Source organism: Shewanella electrodiphila, assembly GCF_023283985.1.
Lineage (GTDB): Bacteria > Pseudomonadota > Gammaproteobacteria > Enterobacterales > Shewanellaceae > Shewanella > Shewanella electrodiphila.
Genome location: NZ_JAKIKU010000001.1, coordinates 274,262 through 293,654 on the forward strand (window position 1 = coordinate 274,262; position 19,393 = coordinate 293,654).

Below are 19,393 nucleotides of genomic sequence, written 5' to 3' on the forward strand. Positions count from 1 at the left end.
CTCTGCTACCCGAGGATTGCAATTTTTTTTGCAGCTTTATAACCAAGCTCACATTTGTGGTTAACCAATAAAAAAGTCAATTATTTTAAATGATTAACTTATAGTAAGTTATTCTCGTTATCTGAGGGTAAATTCGCTAACATCAATATCAATGTGTGCGTCTTTATGCCAAAGCACCACCTAATTTACGCCAATCTCTTTGCCATTTTTTGCTAATTGTTATGAGGCCATCATGCTGCAACTTCGCGATTCAAATCTATTTCGTCAACAAGCCTACATTAACGGTCAGTGGTGTGATGCAGTATCTGGCGAGTCTACTGTGATTACTAACCCAGCAACCAATGAATCAATTGGGACTGTACCTGAAATGGCTGCTGAAGAAACGCAGTTAGCGATTACATCAGCCCAAGTTGCTTTGTCTCAATGGCAAGCTAAAACAGCGAAAGAAAGACAGCAGGTGTTATTAGTTTGGTATCAATTGATTATTGAAAACACTAATGACTTAGCCTTAATCATGACATTAGAGCAGGGAAAACCCTTAACAGAGTCTGCAGCAGAGGTTGGCTACGCAGCGTCATTTATTCAGTGGTTTGCTGAAGAGGCTAAACGAGTTTACGGAGAAACGATTCCCGGCCATCAAGGTGATAAACGCATTGTTGTGACGAAACAGCCTATAGGGGTAACGGCTGCTATAACGCCATGGAATTTTCCATTAGCGATGATCACCCGTAAAGCTGCGCCAGCACTTGCAGCTGGTTGCTCTATGATTGTAAAACCTGCCCCTGACACCCCTTATAGCGCGTTAGCACTGGCAGAGTTAGCTGATAGAGCTGGCATTCCCGCAGGTATTTTTAATGTGGTCACTGGTGATGCGAAAGCAATTGGTAAAGTGCTATGCAGCAGTAAAACCGTGAGAAAACTTTCGTTTACTGGCTCTACAGCCGTTGGGGTTAAATTAATGGCTCAATGTGCACCAACCATGAAAAAGTTGTCTTTAGAGCTCGGTGGCAATGCGCCGTTTATTGTCTTTAATGATGCAGATATTGATGCTGCAGTCGAAGGAGCACTGCAAGCAAAGTTTAGAAATGCAGGCCAAACTTGTGTATGTGCAAATAGAATTTATGTGCAATCAGGTGTGATAGATCTCTTTACTGAAAAATTTGTCGCAGCTGTAGCGCAATTAAAAGTTGGCAACGGTATCGATAAATCTTCAGATATTGGTCCGTTAATTAACAGTAATGCCATAAGTAAAGTTGAGTCGCATATTCAAGATGCCCTAGCACTCGGTGGAGAACTTTTATTGGGAGGGAGTAATCATCCCGTAGGCGGTTATTATTTTGAACCTACCGTAATTAAAGGCGCAACAAAGGCAATGAAAGTCGCTACCGAAGAAACCTTTGGCCCGTTAGCGCCTATATTTGAATTCGAATCAGTCGAGCAAGTGATCAACATGGCTAATGACACTGACTTTGGTCTCGCTGCATATTTCTATGCTCGTGATATCAGTTTAGTGTATCAAGTCTCTGAAGCCTTAGAGTTTGGTATGGTTGGGGTCAATACGGGTTTGATTTCAACTGAAGTTGCGCCTTTTGGAGGGGTTAAGTCATCAGGACTTGGCCGAGAGGGTTCAAGGCATGGACTAGATGAGTATCTAGAAATGAAATACGTGTGTTTAGCGGTTTAAATTGATAAATGATGAAAAGCTATTTATGCCAAGGTTAATGTGTTGCATAATTGAGCATTAATCCAATAATACATTGAGCCTTATGCTTTTTTCCTTTTTAGACCTTGTTGCATTAGCTTGTTTTTTTTCCTGCTGGGTGGGCTACACTTTTTTTGCGCGTAAAAAAGCTAAAACGACTAACTGTATCGCGCGCTGTTTACATCAACATCGTATCCATTGGATGGCTGAAGTGATGAAGAAGGAAATCCGAGTTGGTGAAGCTTCTTTACTTGCCAATTTAGAGCGAAATATTGCGTTTTTCGCGTCAACCACCTTACTGGTGCTAGCGGGTGTATTAACTTTATTCGCTCAAGTTGAACGTCTTGAAGAAGTCATTAGTTCCATTCCATTTTCAGCTGAACCTAACCATGCTTTAGTGCAAGTGAAGCTAGCCATGTTGGCATCTATTTTTGTATTAGCCTTTTTCCAATTTACTTGGTCTATGCGTCAATATGGCTTTTTGAATGTCATGATTGGCGCTGCGCCAATTGATCTCACTGGAAAAAATAAAAACTTATTGGCGTATTCCCGTCAAATGGCCACAGTAGGCGATCAAGCTGCTCACTCATATAATTATGGCCTGAGGTCATATTACTTCTCTATGGCCGCTTTATGCTGGTTCTGGAACCCTATCTTATTGATATTGGCAAGTTTGCTGGTGGTATACACTTTATATCGTCGAGAATTCAAGTCTCGTGCCGTAAGAGCCTTTACTGCAGCACAAACACATTTGGAAATTGCTAAATCGGCGAGAGATAAAGACGCTCAACAGCCTTAGATTATTGGCTTGCATATAGAGCCTGAGTGAATTCGAGACATGAAAAAGCCGCATAAATATCTTCATACGACTTATCAAGTATTTGGTGGACTTTCCCAGCCTCGAACTGCATGAATTGTTGACGATTATGTTATCAAATGGGCGTAAGGGGAGAGTCATTTAAATTTTGACATGTAAAGCGGCTTAAACTTCTTCATACGACTTATCAAGTATTTGGTGACTTTCCAAGGCTCGAACTGCATGAATTGTTGATGATTATGTTATCAATGGGCGTAAGGGGAGAGTAATTTAAATTTTTGACATGAAAAAGCCGCTTAAATTTCTTTAAGCGGCTTATCAAAATTGGTGGCCCCTCCCATTCTGTAAGTTGCTGTTTTATTAAGGTTTTACAGGCTTCGGGGCACGTTCGTATCAGGTTTTTCGCTACTCCAGTCCACACAGTTCCACCTTCTCATTTTTTGTTAGTAAACAGAGGTGAAACAAAGGTGAAATATGCCAGAAATTACTAAGTTATTTACCGATATTATAATCGAACGTTTACCGATTAAAAACACCCTACAAGTTTTTGTTGATAATCGCTGTACGCACTTGAAGCTTTTCGTTCGTCCAACAGGGAAAAAAAGCTTTTACTTCAGAGCAAAACGAAGAGGTAAAGATGTAAAAAGGAAATTAGGAGAGGCTGGAAGCATGAGTGTCAGTATGGCGCGGATTTTAGCTAATAATATGTTGTCTGAATTAAAAGAGCCTTTGACTGCATTTGAAGTTGAAGTGCAAACAATGCCACAGCAGTTTGTAACTGTTGATGATGTATTCCTACTCTATAAAGAGAATGAACTGAGTTATCGAAAAACGATTGCAGGAAGAGCCCATGCTCTTGAAGTTGCATATCGAAATCATGTTAAGCCATTAATTGGTTCGCATTACATTAATGAGTTAAGTAAAAAATGTGCGCGTTCTTTTTTTAAAGACTTAGAGGTAAAAGGGTATTGTGCTCATAACAAAGCGTTAAGTGGTCTCAAGGCTGCATTTAATTATGCTATTGATTATGAGGAACAATTAGGCATTCAATTTAACCCATTTGACCGTATAAAAAAGCTACCTGGTGTAATTCGCAATCGATATCTTACCTATGAAGAGGCTGGACGATTATTTGCAGCTTTAAAAGGTGTATCCAATCAAGATGTTGCCGATATCTACCGACTAGCGCTTTTCACTGGTGCGAGATTATCTAATGTGAAGCAGATGGAGTGGAGCGATTTAAACTTAAGTTCAGCCACATGGTTAATTCCATCGACCCGAACTAAAACTAGCCAGCATTACGAAATTCCTCTTCACAATATGGCAATGGAGATTATATCGAATCGTCAGAAAGCATCTTCAGAAACTCGATTTGTATTTCCTGCTGGACCCAAGTCAAAGTATGGGTACATTACTGGTGGCGACTTAGTTTGGAAGCAAGCAATTAAAGAAGCAGGGCTTTATCATGATAATCCTAATATACGACCTAGACCCCATGATTTAAGACGTACTTTTGCAACTTGGCAAATTCAATCAGGAGCCGATATTAGTGTGGTTTCAAAAGCGCTGTGCCATACCTCACTAAAGCATACGTTGGTATATGCGCATACGAATGTATCTCAGGTAAGGGATGCTATTAATGGGGCCTTCCAAAAATTAGTGTAATTCTTGATAAAATTCGATTAGCTAATACCAACTGATTTTGAAAGTTTATCAAACAATCAAAATCAGTTTTACTTTTTGCCCTTTGTAAACTGCTCAGCTTAGAGGTAAATGATTATTTTGTTACTCATCAAGTTTTAATTTGACAATTGAAGTGCGAACATCTTTTGGCCCTAAGTAAAGAATATCATCTTCATAAGATATAACTCGCTTGTATAATGCTCGATTGGGCAATTTTGCAATAACCTCACTTGACTCCACATCAATGATATGCGTTTGCTCACCGACAGAATGCCAATGGCTAATTTTACCTTTATGCTCAAATAGATACCGCGCTAAGAGAGGCTTGGCGACCTTTTCACGTTTCTCATTAATGATATAACCAGATAAATTATCGACAAATAAGCAACCTTGTTTGCTAGCAAAGGCTCTTTCACCTTGTGCTGTGAACATTTTAAAAGTATTGCTTTCTGCTTCAAATTGATAAATGCCTTTCTCTGCTTCTGCAATGAAACATTGGCCATTGGAAACAAGTTTGATGGTTTTGATATCACTAATACTGATTAGCTTGCCATTAACGAGTTTATATACACCAGAGGTACCCGCTAAGTAGACTTCTCCTTGATGGAAAGCTATTTGTCTTAAGCTTAGCGTTGTATCAAAGTAAGTAGAGTTAAAAACGGTACCATCTTTAAGTTGCTCTACAACATAACCACTATTAGTGATGGCCAATATTGAAAGAATCTTACTGGTATAGTTAAAGTCAATTATTGTATTTTCAAGGCTATAATTGAAATTTCCTGAATGGCTTGATATTGACTCCCGAGCTGAATTCCCTAAAGCGAAATAAAGCTCACTATCTAACATAAGTGGATCAGAAATCTTAACGGTTTGAGGAGCAAGAACATAAGATGTGGTTAACTCTTGAGAGTAGATATCATCTGTCAATGTTGTTCTTAATAGTTCATTATTATTACCTACATAAAATAAATTATTTTCTGATACTGCAATTGAATATGGTTTATTTCGAAATCTAATTAAGGTTCTTCGATTATCTCCTTCAAAATAGATAAGAGACACTTCATCTAAATTATCTTCTCTCATAGAAAACATTCCGTCACCATGACCTTTGATAAAAGCATCAATGAAGTGTTTACCATTTTCTGAATCAAAATTAGTAGTAGTCACCTTCTGCAAAAATTTTTCTTCAATATCATAGGTGTAGGGTTTGATTGAATCTGAGGGCCTTACATTGAAAGTGATATAAAATTTATTTTTGTCAATCCAATCGAATGAAGGATATGCATTTTGCCTATTACATGGGATCTCATCTATCTGATGTTCAAATGGTTTATCAAAAATTTTAATTTTACATTTTGAGTCTTCAACAACATGCATTACAGTTCGTCCGCTGCTATGAATCTCTATACCTCGATAAGCGCCAGGGTAATTAGCAGATAAAAGAACCGTATTTTGACGGTTTACGGTTTTATAAAGTGTGGATTTTTTTGAGTCTCGCGTTGTAACGTATAAAGCGTCATTAAATTTTGCATAGTCGACAATATAATCGTGTGACTCAAAAACAGTTTGCTGTGAAACTTTAGGTAGTAATTGAGTTGAGTTATTGCTTGATACGGCATAGTGAATGGCTACCATACTTAACACCAATACTATGAAAGTAATAACAATAGTCGTGCTAGAAAAAATTTTAGGCGATTTCTTTACTGAATCTTGAATTGCTTCAAACGACAGCTGGTAACCTTTATTTCTTACGTTTTTTATTGAGTTTTTGTCATCCAACTTCAAGCGTAGAGCACTAATAAGCTTACGTAATGAATTTTGAGTTACAACTCGCTCTCCCCACACGGTCTGCTCTAAAGTTTGAGCATCTACAAAACCATTTTCCGAGGCTAAAAATAACTTTAAAGCTTCTGTTTCTTGGTAAGTAAAAAGAGTTAGTTGTTCGTCCTTCTCTGCAGAGGTGAGATCTGCAGACATTAAAAATCCATTTATTTTGTATTTCATTTTTTAAGTAATGCTGTATTTCATTTCTGTAATTTTTAATAAGGTTAAATGTTTTTTATTTTAAAGCAACAACTCTAACTCTAAGTGTATGTAAATTATACCAATTCACACTTATTCACTATTGCATCACAAAAAATCAACATATTATGCTGGATAAACTGGGCTGTTATGAGGTTGTATATGAAGCTAAAGAAGCTGAACTTTACTTCTACCCTGAACTTTACTTCTACCCTGAACTTTACTTCTACCATTGGTTAAAGTAGCTATTAAAAGGATCTTATTTCTGTGAAAAATATTTTTATTTGTACAATTTTAATTTTTTCTAGCTTTTCTGTATGCGCAGATGTTTTTACTCATTGGAAAGAGTCAATGGGGTTGTACATGACTAGAGGGACCGCATTAAGTGGACCCAATTTATTTGCAAGAGCTAGTTTATATCACCTACCTCCAAATAATATTTACGGCAAAAAAGCTTATACTTTTATAGGTTTTAGCCTGGATAAAGCCCAAGATTTAGAGCAATGTAAAAGTGATTGGAACAAGGATTTACTTCGTGTAGAGAAAATAACAGTTGATGACAGAACGATGGATTTTACTGTTCATTGCTCATGGTTATCGAAAGATAAAAATTATCCTATGCTAAATATATCGTATCTTTCTGTTGGAGAAGAAAATAGTAACTTTCTGAAAGATAGATTTTTTAAATCAAATTATGTTGTTTTCAATGGTTATATATTTTCAGCTAAAGGGTTTACGAAATTGTTTAAGCAGTATTCTTTAGATAAACAGCTAACTTTGTAAGAATAACTTTAAAGCTTCTGCTTCTTGAAAACCACTTTTATTTAACTAATATTTATTAAGCTAAGGAACTTTGAAGGTGTATAAAAATAATAACCGTATTATGCTTTTCTTTATTTATTTAATAGCTATATTGTCGGTGGGATGTAAATCTACTCAAGTTCAACCTCTTGCAAAAAAACAACTTTCACCATTAGAGAGTGCTAAAAAAGATTATTTAGACTCTTATAAGGAATTCAATAAACATTTCGCTAATTTCAAAGGAGAGCTTGAGCAAGCCCTACCTGAAAATGTTGATAAAAAAAATATTGATAAAATTAACTCAGTATTTTATAGAACTGAATTTGATGTAGTTAGAATCAATGGTGTTTACAAAATTACTGATATTTACATCTCGCATTTCTATGAGAAAGGAAGTCAGTATACAAATAGTCGCAAGGGGATGGACATTTACAAAAGTGACTCAAGATTTCTTTTAAGACTACCTCCTAATTCTTTCAATTATAAGAGAAGAGAGGATGTACTGCTTTTAAAACACAAAACGCAAGTTATGCAAGATGTTACCCCACAAATGCTAGCTTTTAAAAAAGATTTATTAGCACATGCTGACAAACTATTGGAAATAGCTAATGACATTCAAAAAGTAAAAGATAGTTATAACTATGCTTATGATAATCTTTACGATATATATAAGAAAAACTCAGCAGAATGGATTATTGACTGGAGCTCAAAGCCACTTATTAAAGTTGATTTTTCGGCTAGCTCATATATGACCGTTTTAGCTGAGGAGATACAATCGGAATTAAAAACTCTTCAAGCTAAAAATATTAAACACGTAGACGATTACTCTAAACGTAAGATGATCATTGATGAATTAAATGAAATGAACTATTTAGTATGGGTAAAAGGTAAAAGCCAACCTGGCCAATTTAAAAAAGGTGATAATGTTTGCGATGCACATAATAAAATGGGGTTTATTGAAGATGCAAATGGTAATAAATTAAAAGTATTATGGGTGGCTAAAGTAGAAGATGAAAAGCCTCTCTTTTGGTTTGGGAATATAGGATATGATAATATCAATTTAAATGGTGAATTAAACTCATTCAAATATGCGTATACCACTATAAATGAAATTAGGTGGCTTACATCGAATTCTGTTGGGCAATGCTCATTTGATATTTAAGACTCTATATTACACATATAACATATCCTGAACCTTAAGCATTTAAATGTTCCAATATCGACCCCAAGCTGTTGTCTTGCCTAGATTTTGATTGTTGGGCTCGACAGCAGTTTGCAATGATAAATGTTATTGCCCAACCCTGATCAGCCTTCAATTGAATTATTGATTTTCCTGCCAACGATTTCATTACTGGCTCGAATCAACCTTGGGTAGATTTGGCTATTTGAAACATAGTTAAGCGCACTTTCTTCCGCCTCTGGGCGACACGGCCGATATAATGCTTGATTAGTAAACTCAGCAGGCTAGTCCAAATCAACCCTTTGACCAGATGTGGTTGACGCGTTACAAATTTTTTTTAGGTTGTTGTGACTTTTCCACTCTTTGAATAGCAGCTCAATCAGCCAGCGAATTCGGTATAGTTTCATCACATCTTTACTGCTAAACTCCTCACTCTGCAAATTAGTCATTCACCACAGGTAACGCTTTGCTTTCTTATTTCAAAACAACACTATGCGGCACTTATGTCGTTGCCACTGAACATCAAGTTCGAGTACCTGTGTTCAGACACCACGCCGCGGTTTAAGTCTTTGTCCTGCCAAGGCTCTAACCTCTTTACCTGTAGTAGCCAACTAATAAGGTTTTCCCATAAACACGCCAGCTAATCTCTAGACAGGTAGCCAATCTTAATTGGTATTATCACTTTTGATTTTCAGTTTCATTGCACCTTTTACAAATAATGATGCATCCGACGATTAACACCGTTAAGGGTAGTAAAAATTCCATGGAACCTCCTTTACAGGTATCAGCTCAATGAATATAAGCTGATACCTTTGCTGATTTTTAATTTAAAAAAACTTAAATAGTAAGTAGCGACATTTAAACCAAGAGTCCTCAGGCAGCCCTTTATCCTTGTACCTTCTTTGATAAGCGTATTCCCCGATGGCGAATTTCAAAATCAATAAGTTTGTGGGTAACGTGAATAAAAGGTTATCGGTTGTCCAAAGCATAGTCGTACAAACTATAGTCGAGATGAGTAAAATAAGTACTGGCGTATAACGAGCATAAAAAGCCTCGTTTTGTTGATTAAAAATCACTATCAAACCCCGAGTCAAACCCCGATTCAAAACCTGAGTCGAAACTTGAACAAGAATCAAAAGTATCGAAGCTTGATGAAATATCGGTATCACAAGTGCTTATTGAGCTACTACTTTCAGTGATACCGAATGGGTTACCTTTGATGTCTACACCTGAGCCTGAGACCATTGGCGTGCCATCAATATTGGTAATAGGGGCGTTATTTTTAGAAGTCATAATGTGTCCTTTAATGATGAAGGTTAATTACTGTTCTAAATTTAATTTAATGAAATAAAACTGAATTGCAAACTTGTTTGGCTGAAAGCTCATCAATAAATATTTGTCCTTTCTTTGTTCACCTCGTCAGATACCTAGACCCCTATAAGACTCAAAAAATTCGTTTTTCAGCTTTTATTCTCTTTGCATTGATTCGACAGAATTATCCTTACCGAGCAAAAATCGGCACGATTTTCTGCAATAAAAAGGCATGTGCAACATGCTTTCAAAATGCGGATGTGAGTTATTACGAAGTAATGGCGAGAAGCAGCACGCGCATGTACAGCTGGTCTGTACTAACCGAATTTTAGTTTTGCCTCAGCAAAATTTAGCTTCATATTTGGTACAAATTGAAGGCTAAACCTGTGTGGTTTTCGCCAGAAAATCATAGCGATGAAAGAGGGAAATGAGGTGGAACACATCCCCTCGTCATAAGCGGTGAAAATGCGGTTAGTACAGAGCGTAGCGAAATACATGCGCGTTTGATGCTGTGAAGTGCTAGAGCGTAGCTCGTAAACTTGCGCCGATGACGAGTCATCAGAGCAGGTGGGCGCTTCAGAGCATATGAGGGATTAACGAAGTTAAACACTCATCAGCCAAAGGCTGGCTTGGTAGCGATGTTCATCGCTATTTTCATCCCGACAGGGATAACTCGCTTTAACGGCATGAAAATCTGTACCTTACAGATAAAAAATGACACTTCGTACTCAGTGAAACTAGTTATGAATACCTAAAAATCAAAGCATAAAAAATATCAATATGAACGTGTATCAACAACTACAACAAACCATCAATACTGCCGTGTTCTCATCAGGGAAACTGGCTGAAAAGTATCAACCTTATTTGTTCATGCCCATGAAATATATACCAGGGGAAAATAATAATCAGACGGGTAAAGCCAGGCGGGAGTTAACCATTAAAATGGTGGCTCGATTTGGTGTCACCTCGCCAACCCTCATCGCGGTGATATATGGTATTCCCAAGCGGCAAGCACTCGAACACCTCAATAAGCTTGTAAAAGAAAAGTTGCTCAGCTTAGTGATAACACATCGGTCTGTTGATGACCGTGTGTATGTACTGGACTACGCGGGCGCAAAATATGCAGAAGAGTTATTATCCATCGCAGTCTACTTTCGCACCAACGATAAGCCCTCATTACGGGTTAATCAGAACACCATCATGCATGATTTAATGATGCAATATATCCAATTACGGGGCATTCACAATAAGGCCAAAACAGGTGAGGATAATCCGTACTGGATTTCATTAGTCACAGAGCCTGAATTTAAGCGACTCTTTAAATCAAATGACGTAAGAAACGTAGATGGAATTGTCATAGAGCCAACGGGTAGCCTTGTTGCAATTGAACTAGAACATTCCTTTAAAACCAAAGCTGCACGACAGACCATTTTATTAAAATGGCTTTACGGCCTCAATAATGGCTATTACGACAAGGTCATGTTGTTCTCTCAATCCTTGCAGGTATTTAGTGATATTAAGCGACTGCATAATCAGCTATTCGAAGAGATGGTGACTCGAGTAGATAAAAAGACTCGTAAAGCACTTTTAGCATCACAAGACGTCGCGCTATTACAAAGCAAAATCATATATCGAACCGTATTATGCAGTGAATTAGAAAATGTTTTTTATCAATAGATTTTAACCGGCACAAAAACGAGAAAGACACCCCAAGGGTGTCTTTCAAGGCAAAGCCATTCAGGCATTACAGAAGAGTGAGGTATTCAACACAATGGAAGAATCACCAGAGATTAATTTTATCCATAAAAAGAACTCCGTTTCACTGCGCCGAGGCATCCATGTTTCCCTCCGCAATAATAAGTAAGCCTGAAGCTGGAGAAATTAAGCTAGTTAAATAGAATGAGAGTAAAAAACTTCAACTAATCACCTGATGACAAGTAATAGATTATAGAAAAAAGTACACACAACAGGCCAATAGTGGCCCAAATTAAACCTAGATCAATATGCTCCATGCGACCTCTTAACAATCCTTGTTAATCGTCTTAAAAGTATAGTCTGGAATGGTGATTAAGGTACATTGTGAGAACAGTAACTCGTTTGTGCCCCAAAACAAGCTAGTGCAGGATTGAGCTAATTTCAAGACTCGCGATTAGACTTACTTTTCCTTATGTCTAGAGCTCTGACTATGTGGCCAAATTTGCTGATCCACTACATTGTGCCTATATAACATTGTTTTAAGTCAATTACTTAGGTTTTTAGATAGTTTAGTATTTACGCTCCAAATAACAATTATAAGAGTATGGTTGTGAAAATATTAAAATTTGTATTGCTGTTAAGTGTAATAGCTACTATGACGGGCTGCGCTACGAGACTTGAAGCAACTGTTGCCCCTGGTCAATCATTGACCGAATTAGGTAATGTATATGTACAACATTTTTCCCCTGATAAGAGAAACTTGAATTACATTATTGCGGATAAGCTAACTTTGCTAGGTTATCCAGCCACTCCTTTGGATGGTACTGAAGTTCCAAATGACGCTAATATTGTTATCACTTATGTTGATAATTGGCAGTGGGATATTACGAATTACTTGATCAAGATAAAGATAGATTTTAGAAAAGCTGAAAATAAGCAATTGCTAATTACTGGTGAGTCTTTCCGAACTTCTTTAGCTAGGAAAGATCCAGATTTCATGATCCAAGAAGCGTTAGAAAAAATTTTTCAGGAAGCAGGCTTAAAATACAACCATATTGCCGAAAAGCAGTAATATCAAACAGTCTAGAATTGCTTGGGGCTAAATGATTGATGCCCCATAACAAGCTAGAGCAGGAATGAGGCTATATTAAAGGTTCGTAATTTGACTTACTTTTCTTTATGCCTAGAGTTCTGACTATGTGGCCAAATTTACTAATCCACAACACATATACTTATGAAAATACACGGCCATTAAAAGAGAGTATCAGTAGATACTCTCTTCAGATTGATCTTACCTCTCTGAAGGGTGAGTCCAGTCAAAAGCCTTTAATGGGCCATCAACTGGTGTATGAGATAATGCATTGGTGAAATTTGAAATAAGTTTGCAAGCTAGGCCTGTCAACACTTCAAGCGCATGCCGCTCTGTGTATCCTACCGTTAGAAAGTTCTGCAACTTTTCATCACCTATATGACCACGATTATCTAGTAGCTCTTTAGTAAAGACATGCAACGCTTGTAGTTTGACATCAGGTAACTCATTTCCTTCCCGTAGTGCTTCAATAATGCTTTCTGGCATATTAGCTGATTTCATGATCCACGTATGACCAGGAACGCAATAGTGACAGTTGTTTTCAAAGTTTGATGTCATCAGAACCACTTGAGCTTCGAGTGGACTGAATAGTGTACTTTGCGTGAATAACTCATAAGTCTTCAAATAAGCTTGATAAGTTGCAGGAGCATCTGCTAGCACTTTATGTAAATTTGGAATTAAACCAAGTGATTTTTTAGATTGCTCCATCATTTGCTTTGATGCTTCTGGTGCTGTTTCAATATTGTGGTAGTTAAACATAATAATTCTCTCGGTTTATTATTTATTAATGGTGAAAACGTTGCGTAAGGCTTGAGTTAATCGTTCTTCGCTTGCTCTTAGTCGATAGTCTTCAGATTGATCTATCCATTGGATGACACCATGTTCATCAATTAAGATCGATGTTGGGATAGACATTGATTTGTATTCAAATGAAGTAGGAAATGGCAGCCCTAATACTGTTTTTGTTTTAGACGAGTCAGCCCCTAAAGCCTTGTGGTGTTCAACGCCGTATTGTTTAACTACTTTGAGTTCTGGGTCTGACAAAAGAAGAAGATCTAAACTATCTCGTTCGATGTGCATTTTTGCTTGTTCTGCCGTATCTCCCGACAACGCAACGACCTTAACTCCATATCGATCCAGAGTCGGTTTCATATCGTTAAACATTTTTAATTCAGCACTACAGTATGGACACCAAGCACCTCGGTAAAACTTAAGTAGAACACGTTGATTTTTTAGGTCATCAGTCGAATAAATCTCGTTGTCATATGTGGTTGATTCGAATTGTGGGAACTTATCTCCAATTGCAACCTCAATATCACCTAGAGGAGTATCTTTTTGACTGAATACCCAAATGAATTTACCACCAAGAAATATGGAAAAGCTGGACATTAAGACAACGAAAACAAAGCTCCAATGCATATTTATAATCCCACTGATAATTGCACCTAGCCCCAAAAGGACACCTGCGGCAAGTGCTAGCATAAGGATGATAGGATTTTTGGGCGGCTTGTTCTTTTTTACTTTTAGAAAGTAATGCAAACTTCCAATCACCGTTGTGGAAAATCCAAGTAGTGATAGTGCTATAGCTGAATACATCGTTTGTTCCTCATTGTTTTGCTTAATTGTACTAGTTAGTACATTTGCAATTAATGTACTAACTAGTACAATAGGTGTCAATAAGAATTTTATGTAGTTGTATAGATAAATGGCAAAGAAAAGACAGTTTGACGAGATAGAAGTGCTTGGAGTTATGGCCAAATATTTTTGGCAGCATGGTTATGCGTCGACTAAGGTGGATCAATTATCGACCGTTACAGGATTAACGAAAACCAGTATTTACAACGCGTTTGGCAACAAAGAAACCGTGTTTAAATGTATAGTAGATTTCTATGTTGAGCATCACATGTCTGTGGTACTCAAGAAACTCGACTCAAATAAATCAATATCAGAGAATCTTCAATATTTATTTGATAGTGAGTTCTTAAATCCAGAGAATGATCTACTCACTTACGGCTGCTTAATTACAAACAGTATTGTTGAATTAAAATCAAACGAACCAGCCCTCTATGAGTATGTTATTAAGAAGTTTGAACAAGGTCGTATTGCAACACTGGCATTTTTTACTCAATATGAGAAAACAGAACGACTTATTGATGGTATAGATGCAGAGCATTTGACCGACTATTTCCTTACGTTTCGTCAAGGACTAAAAGTTCAATCAAGAGGGCAAAGACCACATGAATCTCTCGCTCGATCTATACATGCATTCATGCTTGTATTGAGTACATTTGAAAAATAGATTATGCGTAGACTATTCTCGAGCTTTAGCTTTGTTGTCGAGTTTTAGATGTCTAATGATTATGAGTGCAGCACCGTAGCAACACGATTCTAGTTGAGCCAATTAGTTAATCGAGCAGGTAGACTGCTTTATCCTTATCGCAATACTATTGAATGGTGCCTTTAAATGAAAACAATAAAATATAATGGACGTATTGTTTTTCAAAAACAAGATATACCCAGTTTCAAACGTATGCCGCGCGTATTTGTAGACAGTGAAGCATGTTTTGCGTTTGTCACAAATGGCGATTTTAACATCAGGGAACAGACAGAATCTGCTTCATTGAACAAAAACTGCGGAATACTGGCAAAATGCACCAACTACTTTTATGAAAACACTAGCTATCATAATGATGAAGGTGCAGGTGAAGCGATTGGTATCCTTCTCTATCCTGAAATATTTCAGTCACTGTTTAACTTTGATATTAGCCAGTCAAAATACAGGGTCGATTATAATATTTTACAGGTTGAAGTGGACAAATTGCTAGAGCACTATCGTGATAGCATCAGTATATTGCTGGATTCTCCAGAGTTGGCGGATGATTTGCTTATCGAGAGCAAACTACGTGAATTTGTCATTCTTATGGCAAAAAGAACCAGCGCACCTTCTGAACTCGATTTTCTTGCTTCTATGTTTAAACCTAACTTTGCCAAATTTGAAGATATTATCCAAAGTAATCTGTATGCGGATCTGAGTGTGGATGAGTTAGCAGCATTGTGTCATATGAGTGTTTCTACTTTTAAACGTAAGTTTAAAGAGGTGTATTCAGAGCCCCCAATAAAATACATTACCAAATTAAAAATCAACAAAGCTAAAGTGTTACTGAAAGATAATAGCTTACGTATCTCCGACATCGTTTTTGAAACGGGTTTCGAGTCGATTTCCACGTTTAACCGTGCCTTTAAAGGACAAACAGGCCTATCCCCTTCTCAATTTCGTTTAACCTGACACCAACGCATTTTAACCTTTCCATTCAGGTTGGCTCGTTTGAACTAATGTGAGCAATTTTTGAACTTTTATGGAGAGCCCTGTACCTCCCAATTCCATATAGTTACCCCATCAACTAAACACAGAGAAAGGTAACGAATTATGGGTATCAGCTTTAAAGAAAAATATGGTGATTGGGCACTTATCACAGGGGCAACATCAGGCATTGGCGCAGAAATGGCAAGCCAGATTGCGGCAAAAGGATTGAACGTTGTTTTGGTCGCTCGTCGAGAAAAAGAGCTTGAAGAGCAAGCTACGTTGCTTACGGAACGCTACGGAATTAAAGCAACGACCGTTTCTGCTGACTTAAGTACGTCAGAAGGCGTCGAAAAAGTTAAGCAAATTGACAAAAGTATTGGGCTACTTGTACTAGCCGCTGGTATTGAAGTTAATGGTTCGTTTGCTAAATCATCTCTAGAGCAAGAGTTGAAGATGATACAGCTTAACGTTACCTCTGTATTGCAACTGACTCACCACTTTACACCAGCGATGATCGAAAGAAAAAGAGGCGGTATTTTAATGGTATCAAGTCTTTCTGGTCATATGGTTTCTCCATATTTTTCAAATTATGCAGGTACCAAAGCCTATGTTCTTCAGCTAGGTGCATCTCTTCATGGCGAACTTAAACCCAAGGGTATTGATGTAACGGTTCTTTCTCCTGGGTTAACAACTACACCGATGACTGCTGATAATGGCGTTGACTGGTCAAAACTACCAATGGTTGCAAAAGATCCAGCAGAAGTAGCAGAAATAGCTATCAATGGTTTGGGTAGAAAAGCAGTTGTGGTTCCAGGTAAACGTAATCGAATGACCGCTATTCTTTCTGGGATCATCTCCCACCAAAAGCAGGCAATAATGGGTGAATCAATGATTGGAAAAGCAATGCCCAAGAACAAAATGTAACCCCCAACAGTTTAAAACTTTAGTGAAAGAAAAAGGGAAAAAGCAATGATTAAAGTATACGTAATATACCCAAATAACGATGATGTGATTTTTGATTTTGATTACTACTGCAACAAACATGTTCCTATGATAGGAGAGCTTCTGGGAGACGCACTAAAAGGGGCGACAGTAGATGCAGGGCTAACAAGTGTTGTTCCTGGTGAAGCAGCGGCATATGTGGCGATTAGTACAATTTCATTTGAATCTATAGAGTCATTTCAAACGGCATTTGGCCCAAATGCAGAGAAGATAAAAGCTGATGTACCGAACTTCACTAATACCGTTCCAACAATTCAGCTTTGTGAGCAAAAAATATAGAACCGCAACTCTCTACGGTGAAAATGAGCAGGATACCGAATAATAAACAATTTGGATTCTGCTTAGTGTTATTTAATGAAATAAAATTGAAGCTAAACGATTGATAAAAAGAGTTAAATATGAATAAGAACATCAAATTGGATATAGTGTCAGATGTGATTTGTCCTTGGTGTATTATCGGTTATAAGCGTTTAAATACCGCGATAAAAGAGCTTGGTATAGAAGATCGCATTGAGATTGAGTGGCAACCTTTTCAGTTAAATCCAGATATGCCGCTTGAAGGTGAAGACCTACGTGCCCACCTTAAAAGGAAGTACGGTACTACACTAGAAGATAGCATTCGTTTCAGAAAAGAGATGACAGAGCTTGGAGAAGACGTTGGGTTTAAATTCGACTACTTTGACGGGCTAAAAGCTGTAAATACCCTTGATGCTCATATTCTTCTGGAGCATGCAAAAAGTGTAGGCAAGCAAACCGAGCTTAAAAACCGGTTATTTGCTTCGTTTTATAGCGAGCAAAAAGATATATCCAGCAAGAGTACCCTCGAGCAAGAGTTGCAAAGTCTTGGTATTAATGTTGACGAAGCAATGCAATGCCTAGATGACGATAATATGCGAAGTCATGTCCAGTCGCTGGAACAGCAATGGAAACAAGCGGGTATATCAGGTGTTCCAACAGTTGTATTCAATCGCGAGAGCGCTATTTCTGGAGCCCAATCAGTGGATACTTATAAGCAAGTATTAACTGAATTAGCTAAAGTGTAATTCCTGCATCCCTCTAAAACGGACTTTTGCAATATTTTGGCGGTCTGAAAAAGGCAGCGGTCTATATGAAACATAGAGAGCTTGAAGTCTACCTTCATCATCATATACCAGTATCAAAGTCTCTCGGTATCGGTGTGAATACTTGTAGCAGCAAAAATATCGAGATTACTGCACCATTGAGAGTGAATACAAACCACATGAATACGGTGTTTGGCGGCAGCTTATCTGTTGTTGGTATTTTGGCAGGTTGGTCTTTAGTTTATGCCCAGTTAGAGGGTAAAAAACATCAAATTGTTATTCAAGAAAATAGCATTCGATACCTGAAGCCCGCCAACAAAGATGTAACAGCAGTATGTAAATATGACAACCTTACGGCGTGGTCTCGGTTTCATCGTGCGTTTCAACGCAAGGGAAAAGGGCGTGTTCAAATAGCCTGCAATCTATTTTGTGCGGATGAGTTGGTTGCTACTTTTGAGGGAGTATACGTCGTTTTTAATAAAGAGTAATTAGGTCAAAATGCAAAGAAAACTAAAACTTACGCAACCAATCCAGTTTGTCACGCCCGAACTTTTCAATTTCTTCCCAACCTTGACTTCCTGCAATCACAACGCTAGTGGTAAGGAACAGAATATCAAAGAGTTTATTTACAACTCATCCTGATTGGCGTGTATCTTCAATGGCTACAAAGTACTTGAATAAATTGAGCTCAGACATGGTTGACTTGGTTTGTTATCAAAAAGAAGTATAAGATAAAAAACTTAGCTCAAGGTAAAGCTTGGTGATCTTGCCCTGTACTCTACGGCTACCGCTCACCGCTCGTTTTGTAGATAAAGAGGGCAAAACTAATTATAGATCTTTGATAATTTGGGATATTTTTTCTAATCAATATTAGTCGACTTAGACAGAGTACTCTAAATGATTCCTGTCCAAAAGCTTGTTAGGGCATGTTAAGGGGTTAGCTTAAGCCATAAGAAAGCGAACCCAATAGGGTTCGCTAGATGGCGATTACTGTGCGTCAGCAGCAATAATCAAATCAGACCAATATTGCTCAGCAGCCTCATAGTAATAATTCGGATGAATCCCAAAAATACTAATAAATTCGTTGCTGAATAATCCACAAAAAGCGGCAATATCTTCTATGTATATTAATAACATCATGTATGCATCAATATCTGTCAAATATTGACTCTCAAGCTCAGCATGCTCTTCAAGCAGCGATTTGCTGATACTGATACCTAACATTTGTCCTTGTGTATTTCGATGTAAATAAATGTATTTATTAAAGCTTACTTGAACCTCATCATTCTCAAGCTGATGGTCTGCCAGCAGCAATACTGTGCTGTGGTCATCCCATGGCGACTTAGATTGACGTTTATAGACCTTGATAAGCTGTGTTTCTGACTTATTCATCGTAATTCCTAGTGGTTGATGTCCTCGTGACTAACTAAGAACTCCACTAGGGAATTATTCGTTTATGTATTGGTTAACAAAATCAGTTGCCAGTTTAATGTCTGACGCTTGTACACCTTGACGACTCAAGTGCTGCTTAATTTGAAAGTTAAGTATTTCAAGTTCGACGTCATCCTCATAAATAGTTATATCCTGATAGATTACTTCTGAGCCCACTACTGCAGTCAGTTTTTCCAGGAAGAGAGCTTCTGAGCTCACTACAGCAGTCAGTTTTTCCAGTAGGAGAACTAACTTATTTGTCTTTTGAGCAAATTGCTTATGTTGGTTCATGAT

The 19,393-nt window shown here is 37.6% G+C and carries 21 protein-coding genes; 13 read left to right on the plus strand and 8 right to left on the minus strand.

What is annotated here, in order from left to right; genetic code table 11:
• Positions 1-235 precede the first annotated feature (235 nt).
• The 3 genes from L2737_RS01235 to L2737_RS01245 all read left to right on the plus strand — a co-directional run bounded on the left by L2737_RS01235 (position 236) and on the right by L2737_RS01245 (position 4,184).
• Positions 236-1,684, plus strand: a complete 1,449-nt coding sequence (locus L2737_RS01235; protein ID WP_248954812.1) for an NAD-dependent succinate-semialdehyde dehydrogenase — start codon at positions 236-238, stop codon at positions 1,682-1,684.
• Between the two features lie 82 nt (positions 1,685-1,766).
• Complete coding sequence (locus tag L2737_RS01240; RefSeq protein WP_248954494.1) at positions 1,767-2,501, plus strand: DUF599 domain-containing protein; 735 nt, start codon at positions 1,767-1,769, stop codon at positions 2,499-2,501.
• A gap of 492 nt (positions 2,502-2,993) precedes the next feature.
• A complete protein-coding gene (locus L2737_RS01245; RefSeq protein ID WP_248954495.1) occupies positions 2,994-4,184 on the plus strand; it encodes a tyrosine-type recombinase/integrase in 1,191 nt (396 codons plus the stop codon).
• A 120-nt stretch (positions 4,185-4,304) separates the two neighbouring features.
• On the opposite strand, the gene L2737_RS01250 is transcribed toward L2737_RS01245, so the two are convergent.
• Positions 4,305-6,179, minus strand: a complete 1,875-nt coding sequence (locus L2737_RS01250; protein WP_248954496.1) for a winged helix-turn-helix domain-containing protein — start codon at positions 6,177-6,179, stop codon at positions 4,305-4,307.
• 312 nt (positions 6,180-6,491) lie between these two features.
• Here L2737_RS01250 and L2737_RS01255 point away from each other — a divergent pair, with 312 nt between their 5' ends.
• Entirely contained in the window at positions 6,492-7,007 is a 516-nt protein-coding gene (locus tag L2737_RS01255) for a hypothetical protein (RefSeq protein ID WP_248954497.1), read from the plus strand.
• Between the two features lie 76 nt (positions 7,008-7,083).
• Positions 7,084-8,187: a hypothetical protein gene (locus tag L2737_RS01260; RefSeq protein ID WP_248954498.1), complete on the plus strand. Its 1,104-nt coding sequence runs from the start codon at positions 7,084-7,086 to the stop codon at positions 8,185-8,187.
• A 302-nt stretch (positions 8,188-8,489) separates the two neighbouring features.
• On the opposite strand, the gene L2737_RS22480 is transcribed toward L2737_RS01260, so the two are convergent.
• Both L2737_RS22480 and L2737_RS01265 read right to left on the minus strand, forming a co-directional pair.
• Complete coding sequence (locus L2737_RS22480) at positions 8,490-8,654, minus strand: transposase (RefSeq protein ID WP_428848365.1); 165 nt, start codon at positions 8,652-8,654, stop codon at positions 8,490-8,492.
• A gap of 616 nt (positions 8,655-9,270) precedes the next feature.
• Positions 9,271-9,498 (minus strand): hypothetical protein, encoded by a 228-nt coding sequence (locus L2737_RS01265; protein ID WP_248954499.1) that lies wholly within the window; start codon positions 9,496-9,498, stop codon positions 9,271-9,273.
• A gap of 798 nt (positions 9,499-10,296) precedes the next feature.
• Between L2737_RS01265 and L2737_RS01270 the strand changes: the two genes are divergently transcribed.
• Together L2737_RS01270 and L2737_RS01275 are read left to right on the plus strand one after the other, a co-directional pair.
• On the plus strand, positions 10,297-11,193 hold the full coding sequence (locus L2737_RS01270; protein ID WP_248954500.1) for a hypothetical protein: 897 nt from the start codon (positions 10,297-10,299) through the stop codon (positions 11,191-11,193).
• 628 nt (positions 11,194-11,821) lie between these two features.
• Positions 11,822-12,283, plus strand: a complete 462-nt coding sequence (locus tag L2737_RS01275; protein WP_248954501.1) for a hypothetical protein — start codon at positions 11,822-11,824, stop codon at positions 12,281-12,283.
• A 219-nt stretch (positions 12,284-12,502) separates the two neighbouring features.
• Here L2737_RS01275 and L2737_RS01280 read toward each other — a convergent pair whose 3' ends face one another.
• A complete protein-coding gene (locus L2737_RS01280; protein ID WP_102366903.1) occupies positions 12,503-13,060 on the minus strand; it encodes a carboxymuconolactone decarboxylase family protein in 558 nt (185 codons plus the stop codon).
• 18 nt (positions 13,061-13,078) lie between these two features.
• Entirely contained in the window at positions 13,079-13,897 is an 819-nt protein-coding gene (locus L2737_RS01285; protein ID WP_102319797.1) for a peroxiredoxin family protein, read from the minus strand.
• 109 nt (positions 13,898-14,006) lie between these two features.
• On the opposite strand from L2737_RS01285, the gene L2737_RS01290 reads away from it, so the two are divergent.
• From L2737_RS01290 to L2737_RS01315, 6 genes are all read left to right on the plus strand, one after another.
• The gene (locus L2737_RS01290) at positions 14,007-14,600 is read left to right on the plus strand and encodes a TetR/AcrR family transcriptional regulator (protein WP_102366904.1); all 594 of its coding nucleotides are present in this window, start codon (positions 14,007-14,009) and stop codon (positions 14,598-14,600) included.
• 165 nt (positions 14,601-14,765) lie between these two features.
• The gene (locus L2737_RS01295; protein ID WP_248954502.1) at positions 14,766-15,587 is read left to right on the plus strand and encodes a helix-turn-helix domain-containing protein; all 822 of its coding nucleotides are present in this window, start codon (positions 14,766-14,768) and stop codon (positions 15,585-15,587) included.
• Between the two features lie 141 nt (positions 15,588-15,728).
• A complete protein-coding gene (locus L2737_RS01300; RefSeq protein WP_102329305.1) occupies positions 15,729-16,529 on the plus strand; it encodes an SDR family NAD(P)-dependent oxidoreductase in 801 nt (266 codons plus the stop codon).
• Positions 16,530-16,574: 45 nt separating this feature from the next.
• Positions 16,575-16,886 carry an EthD family reductase gene (locus L2737_RS01305; protein WP_055024798.1) on the plus strand — a complete coding sequence of 104 codons (312 nt, stop codon included), beginning with the start codon at positions 16,575-16,577 and terminating at the stop codon, positions 16,884-16,886.
• A gap of 119 nt (positions 16,887-17,005) precedes the next feature.
• Complete coding sequence (locus L2737_RS01310) at positions 17,006-17,650, plus strand: DsbA family oxidoreductase (RefSeq protein WP_248954503.1); 645 nt, start codon at positions 17,006-17,008, stop codon at positions 17,648-17,650.
• A 65-nt stretch (positions 17,651-17,715) separates the two neighbouring features.
• The gene (locus tag L2737_RS01315) at positions 17,716-18,156 is read left to right on the plus strand and encodes a YiiD C-terminal domain-containing protein (RefSeq protein ID WP_248954504.1); all 441 of its coding nucleotides are present in this window, start codon (positions 17,716-17,718) and stop codon (positions 18,154-18,156) included.
• A gap of 22 nt (positions 18,157-18,178) precedes the next feature.
• Here the strand turns inward: L2737_RS01315 and L2737_RS22485 are convergent, their stop codons facing one another.
• The 3 genes from L2737_RS22485 to L2737_RS01325 all read right to left on the minus strand — a co-directional run bounded on the left by L2737_RS22485 (position 18,179) and on the right by L2737_RS01325 (position 19,390).
• Positions 18,179-18,280: a transposase family protein gene (locus L2737_RS22485; RefSeq protein ID WP_102430419.1), complete on the minus strand. Its 102-nt coding sequence runs from the start codon at positions 18,278-18,280 to the stop codon at positions 18,179-18,181.
• Between the two features lie 375 nt (positions 18,281-18,655).
• Positions 18,656-19,060: a hypothetical protein gene (locus L2737_RS01320; RefSeq protein WP_248954505.1), complete on the minus strand. Its 405-nt coding sequence runs from the start codon at positions 19,058-19,060 to the stop codon at positions 18,656-18,658.
• 54 nt (positions 19,061-19,114) lie between these two features.
• The gene (locus L2737_RS01325; RefSeq protein WP_248954506.1) at positions 19,115-19,390 is read right to left on the minus strand and encodes a hypothetical protein; all 276 of its coding nucleotides are present in this window, start codon (positions 19,388-19,390) and stop codon (positions 19,115-19,117) included.
• Positions 19,391-19,393 lie beyond the last annotated feature (3 nt).